This is a genomic window from Halomicrobium zhouii (genome assembly GCF_900114435.1).
GTDB lineage: Archaea > Halobacteriota > Halobacteria > Halobacteriales > Haloarculaceae > Halomicrobium > Halomicrobium zhouii.
This window is the reverse complement of sequence record NZ_FOZK01000001.1, coordinates 1,443,291-1,458,677: the sequence shown is the minus strand read 5'-3', so window position 1 is coordinate 1,458,677 and position 15,387 is coordinate 1,443,291. Positions and strand designations below refer to the sequence as shown.

Here is a 15,387-nt window from a genome sequence, read left to right as displayed (position 1 = left end):
GAGAACGAGCAGGAGCAGAAAGTCGACGACGGTGACGACAACGAGCAAGAGGCAGAGAACGAGCAAGAGGCTGAACAGGACTCTGACCAGGACTCCGACGGCATCGCCAACGACCAGGAGGCAGACCAGGAGGCAGAACAGGAGAACGAGCAAGAACAGGACGCCGGTGACGGTGACGACAACGAGCAAGAGGCAGAGAACGAACAGGACGTGGACCAGGAGTCGGACCAGGACGCTGACGGCGCCCTGAACGACCAGGGCGCGGAGCAGGACGCTGAACAGGATAGCGAGCAGGAACAGGAAGTCGAGGGCGACGGTGAGGACAACGAACAGGACGCCGAACAGAGCAGCGACATCGAGCAGGACAGTGAACAGGACGCCGACGGCGTCGACAACGAGCAGGAGTCCGACCAGGACGCAGAGACGAACCAGGAGCAGAGCCAGGAGACCGACGGTGACGACAACGACCAGGACAGCGAACAGAGCATCAGTATCGACCAGGACAGCGAACAGGACGCCGACGGTGACGAGGAGCAGTCACAGTCCTCGGACGTGTCGGTAGACCAGTCCCAGGACCAGGAGACCAGCGGCGACGACAACGAGCAGGACCAGAGCCAGTCGACGACGCTCACGACGAGCCAGACCCAGGACTGAACGAGAGACCGCGCCGGGTCGTTCCCGGCCAGCGTTCCGCGGCCCGCTTTCTTTTCGCTGTCTGAGGAATCAGGCGTGCCCAGGCCCGCCGTCACGTCGAGTTTCCGGACCGCATTGCACGTCCGCCGACACCGACGAGGGACGCGTCCCGTCGCACCACGCCGCCACCACCGACTGGGGCCGCACAAACAACCCGTTAACGTAGTGTGTGTACAGTCCCGGTACACCGGTACTCGACGCCGATATCGAGGAGGACAGCCCTGCAGACGCCGTAAGATATCCCATACGGTATCGCACGGACGTTTGGCGTCCGCTTCTGCGAGATTAGTTGACAGTTTGTTGTTATTTTTTGCTCTCGAGACCCAGAGCGTCGACGAGGAGATGACGGTGGACTACGTGGTGCAGTTTCGACGCCGGAGAGAAGCCATCTGCCGAAGTAATACACCCTTGTCGCGAATTTCTATCTAGAGAAATATGCTTTTTGAGTTAATGGTCTTCAACCTATATACGACACACGCGCCGTGAGGGAAACATGGGAACGTCACGTATCAGTACCCAGATAGTGGAGAGTGGAGTGTCGAACGATGGCGTCGAATGACCCACCCGAGCAGCGTCGTTCGGGCGACGACCTCTACGCAGTTTTGAGCAACATCCGACGGCGATACGTCCTGTACTACGTCAAGCGGATGGACGTCCCGATTCTACTCGACGAACTGGTCGAACAGATCGCGGCGTGGGAGCGCCCACGAGGTACCGACGGCGTGACGCAGAGCCACCGCAAGTCCGTCCACAACGCCCTGCGGCAGACGCACCTCCCGAAACTCCAGGCCGCCGGGCTGATCGATCACGACCCCGAGGCGAACGTCGTCACGCCGACCGAGGAAGCGGAGCGAGTCAGGCTCTATCCGTCCGCCGAGACGTCCGTCTGGGGCCACGGGTACAGTCTCCTGAGCGTCGTCATCGTCGTCTTCGTCGGTCTCGACCAGCTCGGAGCGATCCTCCTCACGCCGCAGACGGGAACCCCGTTGGTCGAAGGGCTGTTGCTCGCGTGCGTCCTCCTGACTGTCGGCTACAACTACGACCGGCTCCGACGGTGCCGCCGGTGCCAGCGCTGCGGACCCGACGTCATCGTCGAAGAGCGAGAGGCGCGGTGACCGACGGCGACGGCCGCGAAACCCGCCACAGCCGGCCGTCCCGACGGCAGGTGAGTAGCGGAGCCGCGTTCGCAGCGCTGTGACTCGATCGATAGCTCGTACCAGCGCCGAGTCGCACCGCTCACCGTCGCGCGTCGGTCGAAAAATGAGTCGATACCGGAACGACGGTCGAGGTGATCAGTCGCCGAACATCCGGCGCATCGCCGGGTGCATCTCCATGAGCTGCTCCTCGGCGATCTCCTCGTACAGTTTGTACGTGATGGAGACCGTCAGCAGCAGGCCAGTTCCAGACACCTGTCCGATGGTGCCGAGCATGTTGGCCATGACAGCCAGCAGGCCGACGAGCGCACCGCCGATGACGGTCACCTGCGGGATGTAGCGCTCGAGCACCTTCTCGATGACGCCGACGTTCTGGCGGAACCCGGGGATCTGCATCCCCGAGTTGTGGATCTGCTGGGCCGTCGCCTCCGGGCCCATGTCGGTCGTCTCGACCCAGAAGACGGCGAAGATGGCGCCGCCGATCACCATGAAGGTGAGGTCGACGCCGATGCGGATGAAGATCTGCCAGATCTCCTGGCTCGCACCGGCCCACCACATCCACTGTTCGGGCGACTGTATCGGTGCCATGTAGTAGAACAGCCCGCCCGTCGGCTGGGTCGGGTTGCCGCCCCGCGTCGCGTACGTCCCCAGCCACGGCGGGAGTCCGCCCAGCTGGGAGTACAGGATCCGGCCCAGGAACTGGATGTTGGCCTGGAGCGCGCGAACGAGGATCATCGGCAGGACGCTCGCGTAGATGAGCTTCACGGGGAAGCGACCACGCGCGCCCTTGACCCGCGCGTTCGACAGCGGGATCTCGACGCGGACGGACTCCGCGTAGACGACCACGACGAAGATGAGCACCGTCGTGATCAGCGGGAGGATCATCCCGCCCTCGTTGCTGAAGACGAACTGGAGTCCGTCAGCGGCCAGGATCGGCCCGGTGGGGATATCGCCGAGGATTATCCCGATCCAGGTGGCGAAGAATCCCCGGGTCTGGCCGCCGATGGCCGGGAAGGTAAAGAGCCCGCCGATCAGTCGCTGGCTCACGCCGGCGATGATGAACAGGCCGATACCGCTGCCGACCCCCCACTTGGAGATGACCTCGTCCATGAACAGGATGAGGACGCCGCCGACGAAGATCTGGGCGAAGATGAGCCACTGGACGACGCCGACGCCGAGCTGTGCGCCGAACAGATTGACGCTCTGTGCCGGCAGGAAGTTCCCCGCGAACACCATCGGCAACCCGGTCAGGCAGATCATCACGAGCACCAGCAGCTTCTGGAGCCCCTGGTAGAGGATCTGGTCGCGTGGGTTGTTCTGCGTGTCCAGTCCGAGCAGGTCGGCACCGCCGAGCAGTTGCAGGACGATGCTCGCCGTGACGATGGGACCGATCCCGAGTTGCATGATCGACCCCTGGTTCGCGCCGAGGATCGAACTGAACTGACCGTAGATCGACCCCTGGTTGGGGTCGAAGTTCAGCCCGAACAGCAGGATGTTCGAGAGGTAAAAGTACAGTACCAGCACTCCGCCCGTCCACATGAGCTTCCGCTTGAAGGGGACGTGCCCCTCCGGACGGCGGACTGCGGGCATGCGGACGAGGACCGGTTCGGCGGTGTCCTTCCAGCTCATGTTATTCGTCGTCTTCGTCTGCGTCGGGTTCGTCTTCCAGTTCGGCCTGGCGCTCCTCGCCGAACTCGGTCAGTTCCGCGGCGCCGCCTGCGTCCTCGACCTTCTCGCGAGCGCTCTCGGAGAAGTCGTCGGCGGTCAGGACCAGTTCGTTACGGACCTGGCCGCCGCCGAGCACCTTCACGACGTCGGCCGTGTCGGCGTCGTCGACGACGTCGCGGACGTCGATGTGGAACGCGCCACCCTCGACGGTCGCCAGATCCTCGGCCGCCAGCAGCGTGGCGTCCTCGTCCAGTTCGCGGACGTCGATCTCGACGACCTCCTCCTGGACCTTCTGGGGACGCTTGAAGCCGCTCTTGCCCAGCGGTTCGTGGTTGTGGAACTCGTGCTTGTCGCGCCCGGCGTTCCCGCGACCACCGCGGTGGCCGGCACCGCGCCGGTTCTTGTGGGTGCCACCGCCGTGGGTTCGCGAGCCGCGCTGTCGTCGTTTCTTGCTCGTCATTATCGCATCGCCTCCAGGAGCGCGTCGATTTGCTCTGTCTCGTGCTTGCCGAGCTGGCCACCTTCCTTGGTGGGGTGTTTGACGCCGTCGTGGCCGCCACGGGGCGGGTGCAGACGGAGCGTCGGCGAGAGACCCTGCTCGCGCAGCGTGGTCTCCTCGTCGACGAGCGCCTCGGCGAGCGCTTCGAGATCGGAGTAGTCAGTGTTCTCGTCGATCCAGTCGTCGTCGACGTCGGCGTCGCCCTCGAGGGGCTCCCCGCGCTTGGCGACGAGCTGCTCGACCGTCTCGACGCTCGGTTCGCCGAAGGCGACGTAGTCGTTGACCTTCGTGACCATCCCGCGGTAGGTGTCCTCCTCGGGAATGAGCGTGCAGTGGTTGACGTGGTGGACGTTGAGCATCCCCAGCGTGTCCTGGACGTCACCGTCCATGTTCACGTCGCCACGGAGCTGAACGAGCGCTTGCATCACTCGATCACCTCGCGCTTCTCGAAGGTTCGCTCGGGCACGCGCGCCTCGGCGGTGTTGCGCAGGGCGTTGAACGTCGCCTTCGCGAAGTTCACCGTCGTGCGCGTGTTGCCGCTACTGCGCGTCCAGATGTCCTCGATGCCGGCGAGTTCGAGCACGTGGCGGACGGTCTCTCCGCCCGCCAGGCCCAGACCGCGCGGTGCGGGCTGGAGCTCGACCTCGACGCTGCCGGCCTTGCCGGTGGTGCGCAGCGCGACCGTGTGCGGTCGGCCACAGCCACACTCCCAGGACCCGCAGCCCCGGGAGACGTCGATGAGGTTGAGCTTCCCGATTTCGATGGCCTTCTGGATCGCTCCGCCGACCTGGTCGTCCCGCCCCTCGGCGTAGCCGACGAGGCCGTCGCGGTTACCGACCGCGACGACACAGCGGAACTTGACCCGGCGACCCGAGTCCGTCATGCGCTGGACCATGTTGATGTCCAGGACTTCGTCCTCGAGGTCGGGGACGAGTTGGTCGACGATCTCCGGTTCCTTGAGCGGGAGGCCCGAGTTGAGGGCCTCCTGCATCGTCTCTATCTCCCCGTCGACGACCTTCTTGCCCAGTCGCGTGCGGGGTTCCCATCCGTTACTCATAGTTCATCTGCCTCCAGTAGTGTCTCCCGGGTCTCCGTGAAGTGGTCCGGGAGGTCAGTGGCGTCGAAGTCCCCGCTGTACAGCGGTTCGTCGAGAGATTCTGCGTACTCGGCGATGTGGTCGCCGCGCGTCCGCTCCCACTCGGCGAGCACGTCGTCGTTGTGGGGGATCTCGACACCTGCGTCGATTGCGCCTTCCTGTACCGCGAACACCTTGCTGCCCGGCGTCGGGCTGTTGAGACCGATGTCGAGGACTGCCTCCTCGACGCCGTTCTCGACGGCCCGGAGGCCGGCGAGCAGACCGGTGAGGTACGCCGCCGGCAGGTTGCCGGTCGGGGCCTCCCAGCCGTACTCTCGCAGGTCGTTCGACGCTGCTGCCGCGTGTGTTCGGTCACCGTCTGGCCCGGTGGTCACCAGCTGCGCCCTGACCTGGTTGTTACTCTTGCGAGCAACGAGTCGTGGCTTGCCTGATTTCAACAGGCGCAACCGCTGATGGTAGTCCGTTCGGGCCTCGCGGCGACGCCGCATCGGCACCTTGTATCGTGGTCCTGTCGCCATTATTGTTCACCGTAGTTGTTGTCGATGTACCGCTGGAGGTCGGCGACCGAGTCGAACTCGCCGCCGCCCGCCTTGTCGTACAGCTCGCGGTACTGGGAACTCGACAGGTCGCCCTCGTCGCGGAGCTCGCGCAGCGTCTCGCGCTGTGCGCGGATGCGGGAACTCCAGTCCTCCTTGGGGTCCTGTCGTGCGCCGGCCTTGCCCTTCCGGGACCCAGCGCCCTGCTGGTGACCGTACGCCTGCTTCGCCTTGCGTTCTCGCGCGCGACCGCGCGAGTTACCCTGTGCCTCTTTCGCCTGGATGGCGCCCTCGTCGATCATCTCGCGAACGTCCTCGCGAGTGATGGCGTCGGCCAGGTCCTCCTGGCGCTCGGGGTCGAACCAGACGCGGTTCTTCCCGACGTCGAGCACTTCCGAGGCGAGTCGCTTCTGTGCGGAGAGGTCCGTCATCACTCACTCACCTCCACTTCGACGTAGGTGGGATTGAGCACGCGGATGCCCTCGTCTTCCGCGACCTCCTCGATGCGCTCGCGCTTGCGAGCGCCGACCTTGGAGGCGATGCGGACGGCGTGGGTGTCCCCGTCGACGCCGTCGAGGTCGTCCACGTTGTGGACGTGGACCTCCTCGAAGCCGGAGGGGTGCTTGCCGCGGACGGCCGTCGGCGTGCGGTAGCCCGCCTCGACTTTGTCGCCCTTGCCCTTGACGCCGCGGCGCTGCTTCGAGAGCTGGCCGCGCGGGCGTCGCCAGGCGGTCGGGACGCGCTTTTTCTTGTGGTAGTCCTGCTGGTTGAACTGCGGCTTGCCGACGCGCCGGCGCTGGGTCAGCAGTTCGGACTCCTTCTCGGAGAGGTCGGGCGTCTTGTCGACGAGCCCGCGAGGCTGGAGTTCCGTCTCCACGTCTTCCTCGGGCTCTGCCTCTTCGGCGCCTTCCTCTTCGACTTCGGCCTCGGTCTCCGTATCCACTTCGAGGCCACCGACGTCGGCCTTGATACGGGCGGCGAGCGCGTTGCCCACGCCCTCGGCCTCGGCCAGTTCGGACTGGTCGGCCGCGCGGACGTCTTCGACCGTCTCGAAGCCGGCCTCGCGCAGCGCGTCGGCCTTGGAGCCACCGACGCCGCTGATGTCGGTGAGTTCCTGCGGTTCGTCGGAGTCGTTCTGGACTTCCTCTTCGACGTCGTTGTTTGCTTCCTCGTCTTCTGCCATCAGGCGTCACCTCTACTCGGTTTCGTCGTGATGTAGACGCCGTCCTGGAACACACGGACGTCCTTGTCGTTGACGCGCGTGAGCTGTTCGATGTCGGCGGCGGTCTGGCCCACGGCCTCGATGTCCGGGCCGGAGAGGGTCAGTTCCTCGCCGTCGACGGAGACGTCGGTGTCGCCGTGGATGGGGGCGCGCCGCGGTGCCCGCTCGCCGAGGAAGTTCTCGATGACGACCTCGCCGCCTTCCACGTCGACCTGCATCGGAAAGTGAGAGTAGAAGAGCTCCATCTCGTACTCCCACCCTTCGGTGACGCCGTGGTACATGTTCTCGACGTGACTCTCGAACGTGCCGAGCGTCGACATCGTCTTCGCGTCGTCCTCGTCGGACTCGATGACTACGGCCCCGTCGTCGACGGAGACCGTGATGTCGGGATACCAGAGGCGCCGCGTTACGCTACCGTTCGGACCGGAGACCGTCAGCTCGAGGTGGTCGACCTCGGCGTCGACGTCCTCCGGGGTTTCGAGTTCTATTCGTGGCATTGTCAGTATACGTAGGCGATGACCTGGCCACCGATGCCCTCCTCGCGGGCGTCGTAGTGGCTCATGATGCCGTGGCTCGTCGTGACGACGAGGGTCCCGTAGTCACGGGCAGGGAGGTATCGCTTCTCCCACTTCTCGTAGCCGTCCGCGCCCACGCTGTAGCGGGGCTTGACCGAGCCGCATTCGTTGATGGCACCTTTCAGTTCGACCTCGAACTTGCCGGCTTTGCCGTCGTCGACGAACTGGAAGCCGTCGATGTACCCGCGGTCGTAGAAGACCTCGAGTACGCTGCCGATCGTGTTCGAAGCGGGCTGTAGCGTCTGGTCCAGGTGGCCGACGCTCTCGGCGTTGTCGACGGCCGAAAGCGCGCTGGCGAGTGGATCGTTTCCTGTCATGGTTAGCTGTACTTCTTGAAGCCCATACCCCGGGAGATCTCCCGGAAGCACTGGCGACATAGCCAGATGTTGTACTTGCCGACGAGTCCCTGCTCGCGGCCACAGCGCTGGCACTCCTCGAGCTGTCCCGTGGGGACGGACTCCTCGGTGGCCTCGTCGTCGGCCGCCTGGTCTTGTTCTGTTTCGCTCTCGCTCATTCGCTCACCTCCACGTCGTAGGTCGACTCGACGAACGCCACTGCGTCCTCGGCGTTGAGTCGGTGGTTCGACGGGATCGAACGCGACGCCTTGTCCCGCTTGGCGACGCGGTAGCCGGGGCGGACGAGGTTGACCGTCACGTCCATGCCGTAGATCCCGATGCTCGGGTCGTACTCCTGGCTCGGGAAGTCGGTGTGCTCCTCGACGCCGAAGCTGAAGTTGCCGGTGTCGTCGAACTGCGTGGCCGACAGGCTCACGTTCTCGAGCGCCCTGTCCAGGAACTCGTGTGCGTCGTCGGCTCGCAGCGTGACCTTCGTCCCGATCGGGTCGCCCTCGCGGATGTTGAACTCCGCGACGGTCCCGCGGGCGACGGTCCGAACCGGCTCCTGCCCGGCGACTTCCGCCAGGATCTCCTCGGCGTTCGCGAGCTCGCGACCGCCCTGCCCGACGCCCATGTGGACGACGACCTTCTCGACGCTGGGTTCCCGCATCTCGTGGAACTCACCGCCGGATTCGGATTCGCTACTCATCGTCACCACCCGTGAAGTTCTCGTCGATGACGACGACGTACTCTTCGACCGTCTCGAAGCCCTCGCCGTCCTCTTGCTCGACGATCACGTTGTTCGACGAGCTGCCAGGGGTGACCTGGATCTCGTCGATACTGCCGATCTCGCCGGCGTGTGCGCCGTCGACGGCGGTGACGAGCGCGCCCTCCTCGTAGGTGAAGTGGGCGACGACCTCGCCGTCCTCGTTGTCGACGACCAGCGAGTCGTTCGGGGTGTACTCGTCGTCGTCTTCGACCAGCAGCGTCTCGCCGTCGTGGAGCGTCAACTGGACGTCCCCACCGGAGACGTACTGCTTGCCGACGATCTTGCCGAGCTTCGAGTCCGCGGCGTCGGGGTCGATGGCCGTCAGGGCCAGGCGACCGCCTTCACCGGGGAAGACGCGGTAGTACTCGTCGCGTTCCGTGAACGCGAGGATGTCGAACATCCCGACGGGGCGTTCCTCGTCGGAGACTGCCTTCCCGTTGATCTCGACGCTGTCCTCGTTGAGCGCGTAGCGCGCTTCCTTGCGGCTGTCGGCGTAGCCGAGCACGTCCCGCAGGACGATGAGCAGGGGAACCCCTGCCTCGCCGTGGGGGCCGGCGTCGGCCTTGACGGTGAACGTCTCCGTCTTCCGCTCGACGGGCCAGCTCTTCGGTACCGAGAGTCGTTTCTGGTGTTTCGTCATGCGCTATCCTCCTCCGATTCGAGACGCGCCTCGCGACGGTCGTCGTCGAGGGTCAGGCCGATGACGCGAAGGTTGCTCGCGTCGACCGGGCGAGGTACTTCCTCGCCGTCTGCGGCCTCGACCGTGACGCCCTCCACGTGGATGGTGGCGTCGTCCAGGTTCACGGCCGCGACTTCGCCGTCTTCGCCGGCGTAGTCGCCGCGCATGACCTCGACGGTGTCGCCCGCGTTGACGCGGACGTTTCGCTGTCCGTACTCCTCGCGGAGGTCGTCGGACAGCGTCGCCCGCACCTGCTTTTGCTTCTCGTGCAGCGGGGCGCGCCGTTGGTTCGTTCGCTGTTTGCTCGGTTGTCGAGTCATACTATCATCGTCGCGGTGGACGCGACACTACCGAACCGCTCGGCGACCTCGCGGGCGATCGGGCCCTTGATCTCGGTCCCCTGCGGTTCCTCGTTTTCGTTGATGATGACGGCGGCGTTGTCCTCGAACTTCACGCGGGTCCCGTCCGGTCGTCGGATGGGCTTTCGCTGTCGGACGATGACTGCCTCGAGGACCTGCCGGCGCATTTCCGGCGTCCCCTTCGTCACCGAGACCGTGATCTTGTCGCCAAGGCCCGCCTTCGGGTGGCGGTTCTTCGTCCCGGAGTAACCCGAGACGCTGATGACCTTGAGCTCTCGCGCGCCGGTGTTGTCGGCACACGTGATCAGCGAGCCCTTCTCCAGGCCCTGCGTGACGTCGGCTTTCAGCGCCTCCATCACTCTTCACCTCCCGAGCGAGCCACGACGACGTGGCTCTTCGTCTTCGAGAGTGGTCGACACTCTGCAATCGTGACCGCGTCGCCGACCGCGAGGTCGAGACAGTCTGGTGCGTGTGCCGGGATGCGGCTCCGCCGCTTCATCTGGCGGTCGTATTTCGGCACCTTGACGTCGTACTCGCGCTCGACGACGACGGTCTTCTCCATGTCTGTGGACGCGACGTCCGCCTCGATGGTCTGTCCTCGCACGGAGAGGTCTCCGTGGAAGGGACAGTCTGCATCGGAGCAGGTCTCGTCCGGTTCTGCTACGTTCAGTCCTATCGCCATTGTGAATCACCTGTCGTTTCCGTGCGTCGAGCGGGTCGGGCGACGAGCTTCGACCCCGCCGTTCGGACGCGCTCGCCCGAGGGTAGGTCGAAGGTAAACGTCGCGCCGTCCTTCGGCACGTGCCACACCCGGTCTGCTCCCTCGATGCCGAGAGTCCGCGTCGTCTCGGTGACGACCCGGCCCTCGATGCCGATGGCGTCCGGGTTGGACGCGGCGACGACCTCGACGTCGAGGCCGACGAGTTCGTGACGCGGGAGCGTCTCGGGCGTGAGAGGCATCAGGTAGCCTCCTCAGCGGCTTCGTCTTCGAAGCCGCCTGTCTCGCGGTACATACCGCTCGCTTTTTCGGACCTCATTCGAGGTCCCCCTCCTCGTTCTGGATCGTCTTGATCCGCGCGATCGCCTTCTTCAGCTCCTTGATGCGGCCGGGGTTCTCCGGCGCACCGCCCGCCGCCTTCACGGCGCGGGTGTTGAGCAGCTCCGTCTCGAGGTCGTCGAGCTCCGCCTCGCGTTCGGCGGGCGTCATGTCGCGGACCTCCTCGACGTGGATGACAGTCATTCGTCGTCACCCTCCTCGTCGTCCTCAGCTTCCATCTCTTCCATCAGTTCGGCCGCCTCTTCGGCGGTCTCCTCGTCGAGGTCCTCCTCGACGATGTCGTCGACGTCGTCGGCGTCGGCCTCGGCGGTCTCCTCGACCGGATCCTCGGACTCGTCGACGTCCTCGACTTCTTCGACCTCCTCGAACTCCTCGTCGGCCGCGGAGTCGTCCGCCTCGGCCTCGTCGGCCGCTGCGTCCTCGTCCGTGTCGTCGGCTTCCTCGGGTTCGCCCTCGAGGAGCTCCTCGACGGACTCGCCGTCCGTGTCGGCGACGTAGTCCTCGACCTCGGCGTCCTCGTAGACCTCGAAGTCGTCGGGCAGTTCGGCGTTCGGCGGGATGATCTTCACCTGGACACCGATGGTGCCCAGCTTCATCACCGCGGTGCCGACGGCAGCGTCGACGATGGTCTCGGCGGGTTCACCGTTGTGCTTGATGTAGCCACGGTTGAACTTCTCCACGCGTGAGCGTGCGCCCGTGACCTTCCCGGAGAGGACGATCTCGGCGCCGAGTGCGCCGGACTCCATGATCCGGTCGATCGTCGTGTGACCGGCCTTCCGGAAGTACCAGCCGCGCTCGAGCGCGTTGGCCAGGCGGTCGGCGACGATGGCGGCGTTGAGGTCCGGCTCGTCGACCTCCTGGACGTCGATCTGCGGGTCGTCCAGGTTGAATCGCTCTTCGAGCGTGGTCGTGATCTTCCGGATGTTCTTCCCGCCCTTGCCGATGACCATCCCTGGCTTCTCGGCCTTGAGCACGATCTGGGTACCCATCGGCGTCTTGGCGACGTCCATGCCGCCGTAGCCGGCGCGACCCAGTTCGTCCTGGAAGAACTCGTCGATCTGCGTCCGCTGGAGTCCGTCCTCGATGAACTGCTGTTCGTCCGCCATTACTGTTCACCCTCCGGCTCTTCCAGGATGAGTTCGACGTCGACCTGCATCGTGTTCCAGGCCGAGGCCCGCCCCATCGCGCGGGGCTTGCGGCCCGGGGACTCGCCGACCTTGTGGGCGGCGACGTGCATTATCTCCATGTTCTCGCCGTCGAGACCCTGGTGGTCGGCGTTGCCGATGGCGTTCTCGAGCAGGTCCTGGAAGGCCTTGCTGGCCTTCTCGGGGAAGCGGCCGGCGTCCCAGCCCTCGATATCCTTCCGGTGGCCGACGCCCGAGTTGTGGGACTTGAAGGGGACGGACCGCTCGCCCTCGATGACCGCGTCGAGGTACGAGACGGCGTCGTCGGCCTTCATGCCCTTGATCTCGCGGGCGATGGCCTTGCTGTGCTTGTGGCTCATCTGACGCTCCCGGAGCATCGCTTTCGCCGTGGTGTCCGGGTCCGCGTCGACTGAGTAGCTGATTCCCATGATTTACTTGAGCGGTACGAACTTCGAGGACCGCGTCGCCCCGATACCGGCCTGTCCGTGTTCGACGGACGTGCGGGTGAGCTGGAACTCACCGAGGTAGTGGCCGATCATCTCCGGTTCGACGCTGACGCGCTCGAAGCTCTGCCCGTTGTGGACGGCGAACGTGAGGTCCACGAACTCCGGGACCACCGGCATGTCGCGCAGGTGGGTCCGGATCGGGTTGTTCGCCGTCTCTTCGGGCTCTGCGTCGCGGGCCTTCTCGAGGAGCTTGTGTTTCTCCTCGCTCAGGCCGCGTTCGATACTTCGCCGCTGCCGTGCGGGGAGCAGTTCCGCGACCTCGTCCAGCGACAGGTCCTGCAACTCCTCGAGCGTGTGACCACGGTAGGAGAACTCCCCCTCGTGGCCGATTTGGTACTCTGAACTCATTCGTCACCACCTCGTCCGGTCCGCTTCGAGGAGATGTCCCCGACCTTGCGGCCCGGCGGTGCGTTTCGCGAGATGGACTTGGGCTTGCCCGGGTGCTGGCGGCCGCCGCCACCGAAGGGGTGGTCGACGGCGTTCATCGCGACACCGCGGACGTTGGGCCACTTCGTCCCTCGCGCCTTCATCTTGTGGTGCTTGTTGCCGGCCTTGACGAACGGCTTCTCCGTCCGTCCACCGCCGGCGACGACACCGATGGTGGCTCGACACTGCGGGTCGAGCCGCTTGATCTCCCCGGAGGGGAGCTTGACGACCGCGACGTTGCGGTCGTGGGTCATCAGCTGCGCGCTGACGCCGGAGGCCCGGGCGAACCGACCGCCGTCGCCCTGGTTGGCCTCGACGTTGCACACCGGGACCCCTTCCGGAATCTCGGCGAGCGGGAGCGTGTTACCCGGTTCGATCTCGGCGGAGACGCCAACCTGGAGGTTGTCGCCCACGCCCACGCCCTCGGGCGCGAGGACGAGGCGCTGGTCGCCGTCCTCGAACTCGACGGCCGCGAGCGGCGCCGAGCGTGCCGGGTCGTGTTCGATGTCGACGACCGTCCCGTTGACGACGTCGCCGTCTTCGACGTTTCGGTGCGACAGGTCCGCCTTGTAGCGGTGCGAGGGGGCCCGGAACGTGGGCGTCCCGCGACCGCGGCGTTGTCCCTGAATGCGTCGTCCCATGGTTAGAACACCCCGATCCTGGAGGCGACTTCCTGGGCGTCGTCGTCGTCGGAGAGACGAACGACCGCCTTCTTCTCGCCGTCCATCGTGTTCTGCGTGGTGATTCCCTCGACCGAGACGTCGTACTGGTCCTCGATGGCCTCGGAGATCTCGGGCTTAGCGGCGTCGGAGTCGACGATGAACTGGAGCTTGTTGTGGAAGTCCATGTCGTTCATCGCTTTCTCCGTGACGTGGGGGTGTTTGAGAATGTCCCACGTCATCGCTCTGCCACCTCCGAGAGCGCGCTCTGGGTCCAGACGGTGAGTCGGCCCGGGAGCGCACCCGGTGCGAGGTCTTCTGCGTTGACCTCGCGGGCCGTCGTCACGTCCGCACCGGCGAGGTTGCGCGCCGCCGTCGACGGCTCCTCGCTGGTGACGAACAGGATGGAGCTGGGCCGGCGGTACTTGCGTCCGCGCGACTTGCCCTGTCCGGCCTTGATCTTCGTCTCGTCCGCGCGCTCGATGTCGGCGTCGACGCCGAGGGCTTCGAGCACGTCGACGACTTCCTGGGTCTTCTCCAGGTCTTCGAAGTCGTCGGAGACGACGAGCGGCAGGTCGAGACCGTCGTCGAACTGGTGACCACGGTCGGCCACGAGTTCGGCGTCGGCCGTCGCGGCGATGGCCGAGCGGGTCGCGAGCTGGCGCTCCTTCGTGTTGAGGTCGAGCGACTGGTCCTTCTCGGCTTTCGGCGGGTGTGCGCGGCGGCCCGACACTGCCTGCGGGACGCGCCGTGCCTGCCCGTTCTCGCGAGGGACGTGGGCCATACCACGGCCGCTGCCGTGGGACTCGGCCGGGGTCCGGAGACCCGCGTACTCGTCGCTCCCGTAGTCCTGTTTCCGGTTTGCCTGGGCTGCGCGAACGGCGCGGCCGATGAGGTCCGGTCGTACCGTGGTCTCGAAGACCTCCGGTACGTCCACATCGTCCACGTCGTCCCCGTCCAGGTCGTAGATAGTTGCCTGCATAGATTATCCCTGGTTCGATGCGGTGGAGACGAAGCGCACCTCGGGGTCGAGGCGCGGCTGGTCGTTCGGACGCACCGCCGGCCGGAAGCGCACGACGCGCTGGTCCGGACCGGGCACCGAGCCCTTGACGAGCGTGTACGGCCCGTCGACCTCGCCGTAGTTGACGAAGCCGCCGTCGACGGAGGCGTCGTCGCCCTCGCCGATGTCGATGATGCGCTTGTTGAGCTCGGTACGCTGGTGGTAGCCAGTCTGGCCCTGCTGGGGGACCGTCGAGCGGACCCGCGAGGGGTTCCACGGGCCGAGGTTGCCGATACGTCGGCGCCAGCCCTGGCGGGCGTGCTTGCCCTTCCGCTTCTGGACGCCCCATCGCTTGACGGGGCCCTGGGTCCCTTTACCCTTGGTGACGGCCGCGATGTCGGTGTACTCACCGGCGCGGAACACGTCGTTCATCGAGTGGTCGCCGCCATCGGCGAGCAGGTCGAGGGCGTGGTCGAGGCGGTCCTCGACCGATCCACCGCCGACGCGAGTCTCCATCACGTCGGGCTTCTTCTTGGGCACGTTGGCCAGTTCGTCGGGGACGGTGTGCGTGATGACGCGCACGTCTCCGAGGTTGCCGGCGTCGAGTGCGTCTCTGATCTGTTCCTCTGCGGCGTCAGCGTCGTTGTTCTCGGGAACGTCCAGAGCGCGATCGAGTTCCGAGTGGAACTCGTCGGCCCAGACTTCCGTGAGCGGACGCTGGCCGTACGGCGTGTCTTCGTAGGCTCGGACTGCGACTGCACGCACAGGCGGCGTCTCGACGACCGTCACCGGGACGGTCTCCTCCATCCCTTCGCGGGCGGAGTTGGGTTCGTCGTTGACGAGCGTGACGTGTGTCATGCCCGCCTTGTAGCCGGCGAACCCCTGGACGCCTGGCTGGCCGTCGTCGTCGGGCCAGCTGTTGAAGCGCGGCGTTTCGCTTTCCGCGCGCTTGCGTGGGCCGAAGCCCAGCGAGCCTTTTCGTGGTCTGCTTGGTTGTGGCATCGGATTC

At 65.8% G+C, this 15,387-nt stretch carries 25 protein-coding genes and 1 pseudogene; 2 read left to right on the top strand and 24 right to left on the bottom strand.

Annotation, left to right across the window (positions count from 1 at the left end; all coding sequences use genetic code 11):
• Window positions 1-654: pseudogene (locus tag BM337_RS06820) on the top strand (hypothetical protein); the annotation flags it as partial.
• Between the two features lie 584 nt (window positions 655-1,238).
• Entirely contained in the window at window positions 1,239-1,808 is a 570-nt protein-coding gene (locus tag BM337_RS06815; protein ID WP_089815182.1) for a DUF7344 domain-containing protein, read from the top strand.
• A gap of 177 nt (window positions 1,809-1,985) precedes the next feature.
• Here the strand turns inward: BM337_RS06815 and secY are convergent, their stop codons facing one another.
• The 24 genes from secY to rpl3p form a co-directional block, all read right to left on the bottom strand.
• Entirely contained in the window at window positions 1,986-3,476 is a 1,491-nt protein-coding gene (gene secY, locus BM337_RS06810; protein WP_089815180.1) for a preprotein translocase subunit SecY, read from the bottom strand.
• Between the two features lies 1 nt (window position 3,477).
• Window positions 3,478-3,975 carry an uL15m family ribosomal protein gene (locus BM337_RS06805; protein WP_089815178.1) on the bottom strand — a complete coding sequence of 166 codons (498 nt, stop codon included), beginning with the start codon at window positions 3,973-3,975 and terminating at the stop codon, window positions 3,478-3,480.
• Window positions 3,975-4,439, bottom strand: a complete 465-nt coding sequence (gene rpmD / locus BM337_RS06800) for a 50S ribosomal protein L30 (protein ID WP_089815176.1) — start codon at window positions 4,437-4,439, stop codon at window positions 3,975-3,977. The genes BM337_RS06805 and rpmD overlap by 1 nt, the downstream gene beginning before the upstream one ends.
• Entirely contained in the window at window positions 4,439-5,071 is a 633-nt protein-coding gene (locus BM337_RS06795) for a 30S ribosomal protein S5 (RefSeq protein WP_089815174.1), read from the bottom strand. The genes rpmD and BM337_RS06795 overlap by 1 nt, the downstream gene beginning before the upstream one ends.
• Window positions 5,068-5,628: a 50S ribosomal protein L18 gene (locus BM337_RS06790; protein ID WP_089815172.1), complete on the bottom strand. Its 561-nt coding sequence runs from the start codon at window positions 5,626-5,628 to the stop codon at window positions 5,068-5,070. The genes BM337_RS06795 and BM337_RS06790 overlap by 4 nt, the downstream gene beginning before the upstream one ends.
• Window positions 5,628-6,077 (bottom strand): 50S ribosomal protein L19e, encoded by a 450-nt coding sequence (locus BM337_RS06785; RefSeq protein WP_089815170.1) that lies wholly within the window; start codon window positions 6,075-6,077, stop codon window positions 5,628-5,630. The genes BM337_RS06790 and BM337_RS06785 overlap by 1 nt, the downstream gene beginning before the upstream one ends.
• Window positions 6,077-6,829, bottom strand: a complete 753-nt coding sequence (locus tag BM337_RS06780) for a 50S ribosomal protein L32e (RefSeq protein WP_089815168.1) — start codon at window positions 6,827-6,829, stop codon at window positions 6,077-6,079. The genes BM337_RS06785 and BM337_RS06780 overlap by 1 nt, the downstream gene beginning before the upstream one ends.
• Complete coding sequence (locus BM337_RS06775; protein ID WP_089815166.1) at window positions 6,829-7,365, bottom strand: 50S ribosomal protein L6; 537 nt, start codon at window positions 7,363-7,365, stop codon at window positions 6,829-6,831. Before BM337_RS06775 ends, BM337_RS06780 begins: the two co-directional genes overlap by 1 nt.
• Window positions 7,366-7,367: 2 nt before the next feature.
• Window positions 7,368-7,760 carry a 30S ribosomal protein S8 gene (locus tag BM337_RS06770; protein ID WP_089815164.1) on the bottom strand — a complete coding sequence of 131 codons (393 nt, stop codon included), beginning with the start codon at window positions 7,758-7,760 and terminating at the stop codon, window positions 7,368-7,370.
• A gap of 2 nt (window positions 7,761-7,762) precedes the next feature.
• Window positions 7,763-7,957 carry a 30S ribosomal protein S14 gene (locus BM337_RS06765; protein ID WP_089815162.1) on the bottom strand — a complete coding sequence of 65 codons (195 nt, stop codon included), beginning with the start codon at window positions 7,955-7,957 and terminating at the stop codon, window positions 7,763-7,765.
• Window positions 7,954-8,487, bottom strand: a complete 534-nt coding sequence (locus tag BM337_RS06760; RefSeq protein WP_089815160.1) for a 50S ribosomal protein L5 — start codon at window positions 8,485-8,487, stop codon at window positions 7,954-7,956. Before BM337_RS06760 ends, BM337_RS06765 begins: the two co-directional genes overlap by 4 nt.
• Window positions 8,480-9,187, bottom strand: a complete 708-nt coding sequence (locus tag BM337_RS06755; RefSeq protein ID WP_089815158.1) for a 30S ribosomal protein S4e — start codon at window positions 9,185-9,187, stop codon at window positions 8,480-8,482. Before BM337_RS06755 ends, BM337_RS06760 begins: the two co-directional genes overlap by 8 nt.
• Window positions 9,184-9,546 (bottom strand): 50S ribosomal protein L24, encoded by a 363-nt coding sequence (gene rplX / locus BM337_RS06750; protein ID WP_089815156.1) that lies wholly within the window; start codon window positions 9,544-9,546, stop codon window positions 9,184-9,186. The genes BM337_RS06755 and rplX overlap by 4 nt, the downstream gene beginning before the upstream one ends.
• Window positions 9,543-9,941 (bottom strand): 50S ribosomal protein L14, encoded by a 399-nt coding sequence (locus BM337_RS06745; RefSeq protein ID WP_089815154.1) that lies wholly within the window; start codon window positions 9,939-9,941, stop codon window positions 9,543-9,545. The genes rplX and BM337_RS06745 overlap by 4 nt, the downstream gene beginning before the upstream one ends.
• On the bottom strand, window positions 9,941-10,267 hold the full coding sequence (locus tag BM337_RS06740; RefSeq protein WP_089815152.1) for a 30S ribosomal protein S17: 327 nt from the start codon (window positions 10,265-10,267) through the stop codon (window positions 9,941-9,943). The genes BM337_RS06745 and BM337_RS06740 overlap by 1 nt, the downstream gene beginning before the upstream one ends.
• Window positions 10,258-10,545, bottom strand: coding sequence for a ribonuclease P protein component 1 (locus BM337_RS06735; protein WP_089815150.1), 288 nt, complete (start codon window positions 10,543-10,545; stop codon window positions 10,258-10,260). The genes BM337_RS06740 and BM337_RS06735 overlap by 10 nt, the downstream gene beginning before the upstream one ends.
• Before the next feature lie 73 nt (window positions 10,546-10,618).
• On the bottom strand, window positions 10,619-10,825 hold the full coding sequence (rpmC, locus tag BM337_RS06730) for a 50S ribosomal protein L29 (protein WP_089815148.1): 207 nt from the start codon (window positions 10,823-10,825) through the stop codon (window positions 10,619-10,621).
• A complete protein-coding gene (locus BM337_RS06725; RefSeq protein WP_089815146.1) occupies window positions 10,822-11,748 on the bottom strand; it encodes a 30S ribosomal protein S3 in 927 nt (308 codons plus the stop codon). Before BM337_RS06725 ends, rpmC begins: the two co-directional genes overlap by 4 nt.
• Window positions 11,748-12,215: a 50S ribosomal protein L22 gene (locus BM337_RS06720; RefSeq protein ID WP_089815144.1), complete on the bottom strand. Its 468-nt coding sequence runs from the start codon at window positions 12,213-12,215 to the stop codon at window positions 11,748-11,750. Before BM337_RS06720 ends, BM337_RS06725 begins: the two co-directional genes overlap by 1 nt.
• 3 nt (window positions 12,216-12,218) lie before the next feature.
• On the bottom strand, window positions 12,219-12,641 hold the full coding sequence (locus BM337_RS06715) for a 30S ribosomal protein S19 (protein ID WP_089815142.1): 423 nt from the start codon (window positions 12,639-12,641) through the stop codon (window positions 12,219-12,221).
• Entirely contained in the window at window positions 12,638-13,360 is a 723-nt protein-coding gene (locus tag BM337_RS06710) for a 50S ribosomal protein L2 (protein WP_089815139.1), read from the bottom strand. The genes BM337_RS06715 and BM337_RS06710 overlap by 4 nt, the downstream gene beginning before the upstream one ends.
• A 2-nt stretch (window positions 13,361-13,362) precedes the next feature.
• Window positions 13,363-13,620, bottom strand: a complete 258-nt coding sequence (locus tag BM337_RS06705; protein ID WP_089815138.1) for a 50S ribosomal protein L23 — start codon at window positions 13,618-13,620, stop codon at window positions 13,363-13,365.
• Window positions 13,617-14,360: a 50S ribosomal protein L4 gene (gene rpl4p, locus BM337_RS06700; RefSeq protein ID WP_089815136.1), complete on the bottom strand. Its 744-nt coding sequence runs from the start codon at window positions 14,358-14,360 to the stop codon at window positions 13,617-13,619. The genes BM337_RS06705 and rpl4p overlap by 4 nt, the downstream gene beginning before the upstream one ends.
• 3 nt (window positions 14,361-14,363) lie before the next feature.
• Entirely contained in the window at window positions 14,364-15,380 is a 1,017-nt protein-coding gene (gene rpl3p, locus BM337_RS06695) for a 50S ribosomal protein L3 (protein WP_089815134.1), read from the bottom strand.
• Window positions 15,381-15,387 lie beyond the last annotated feature (7 nt).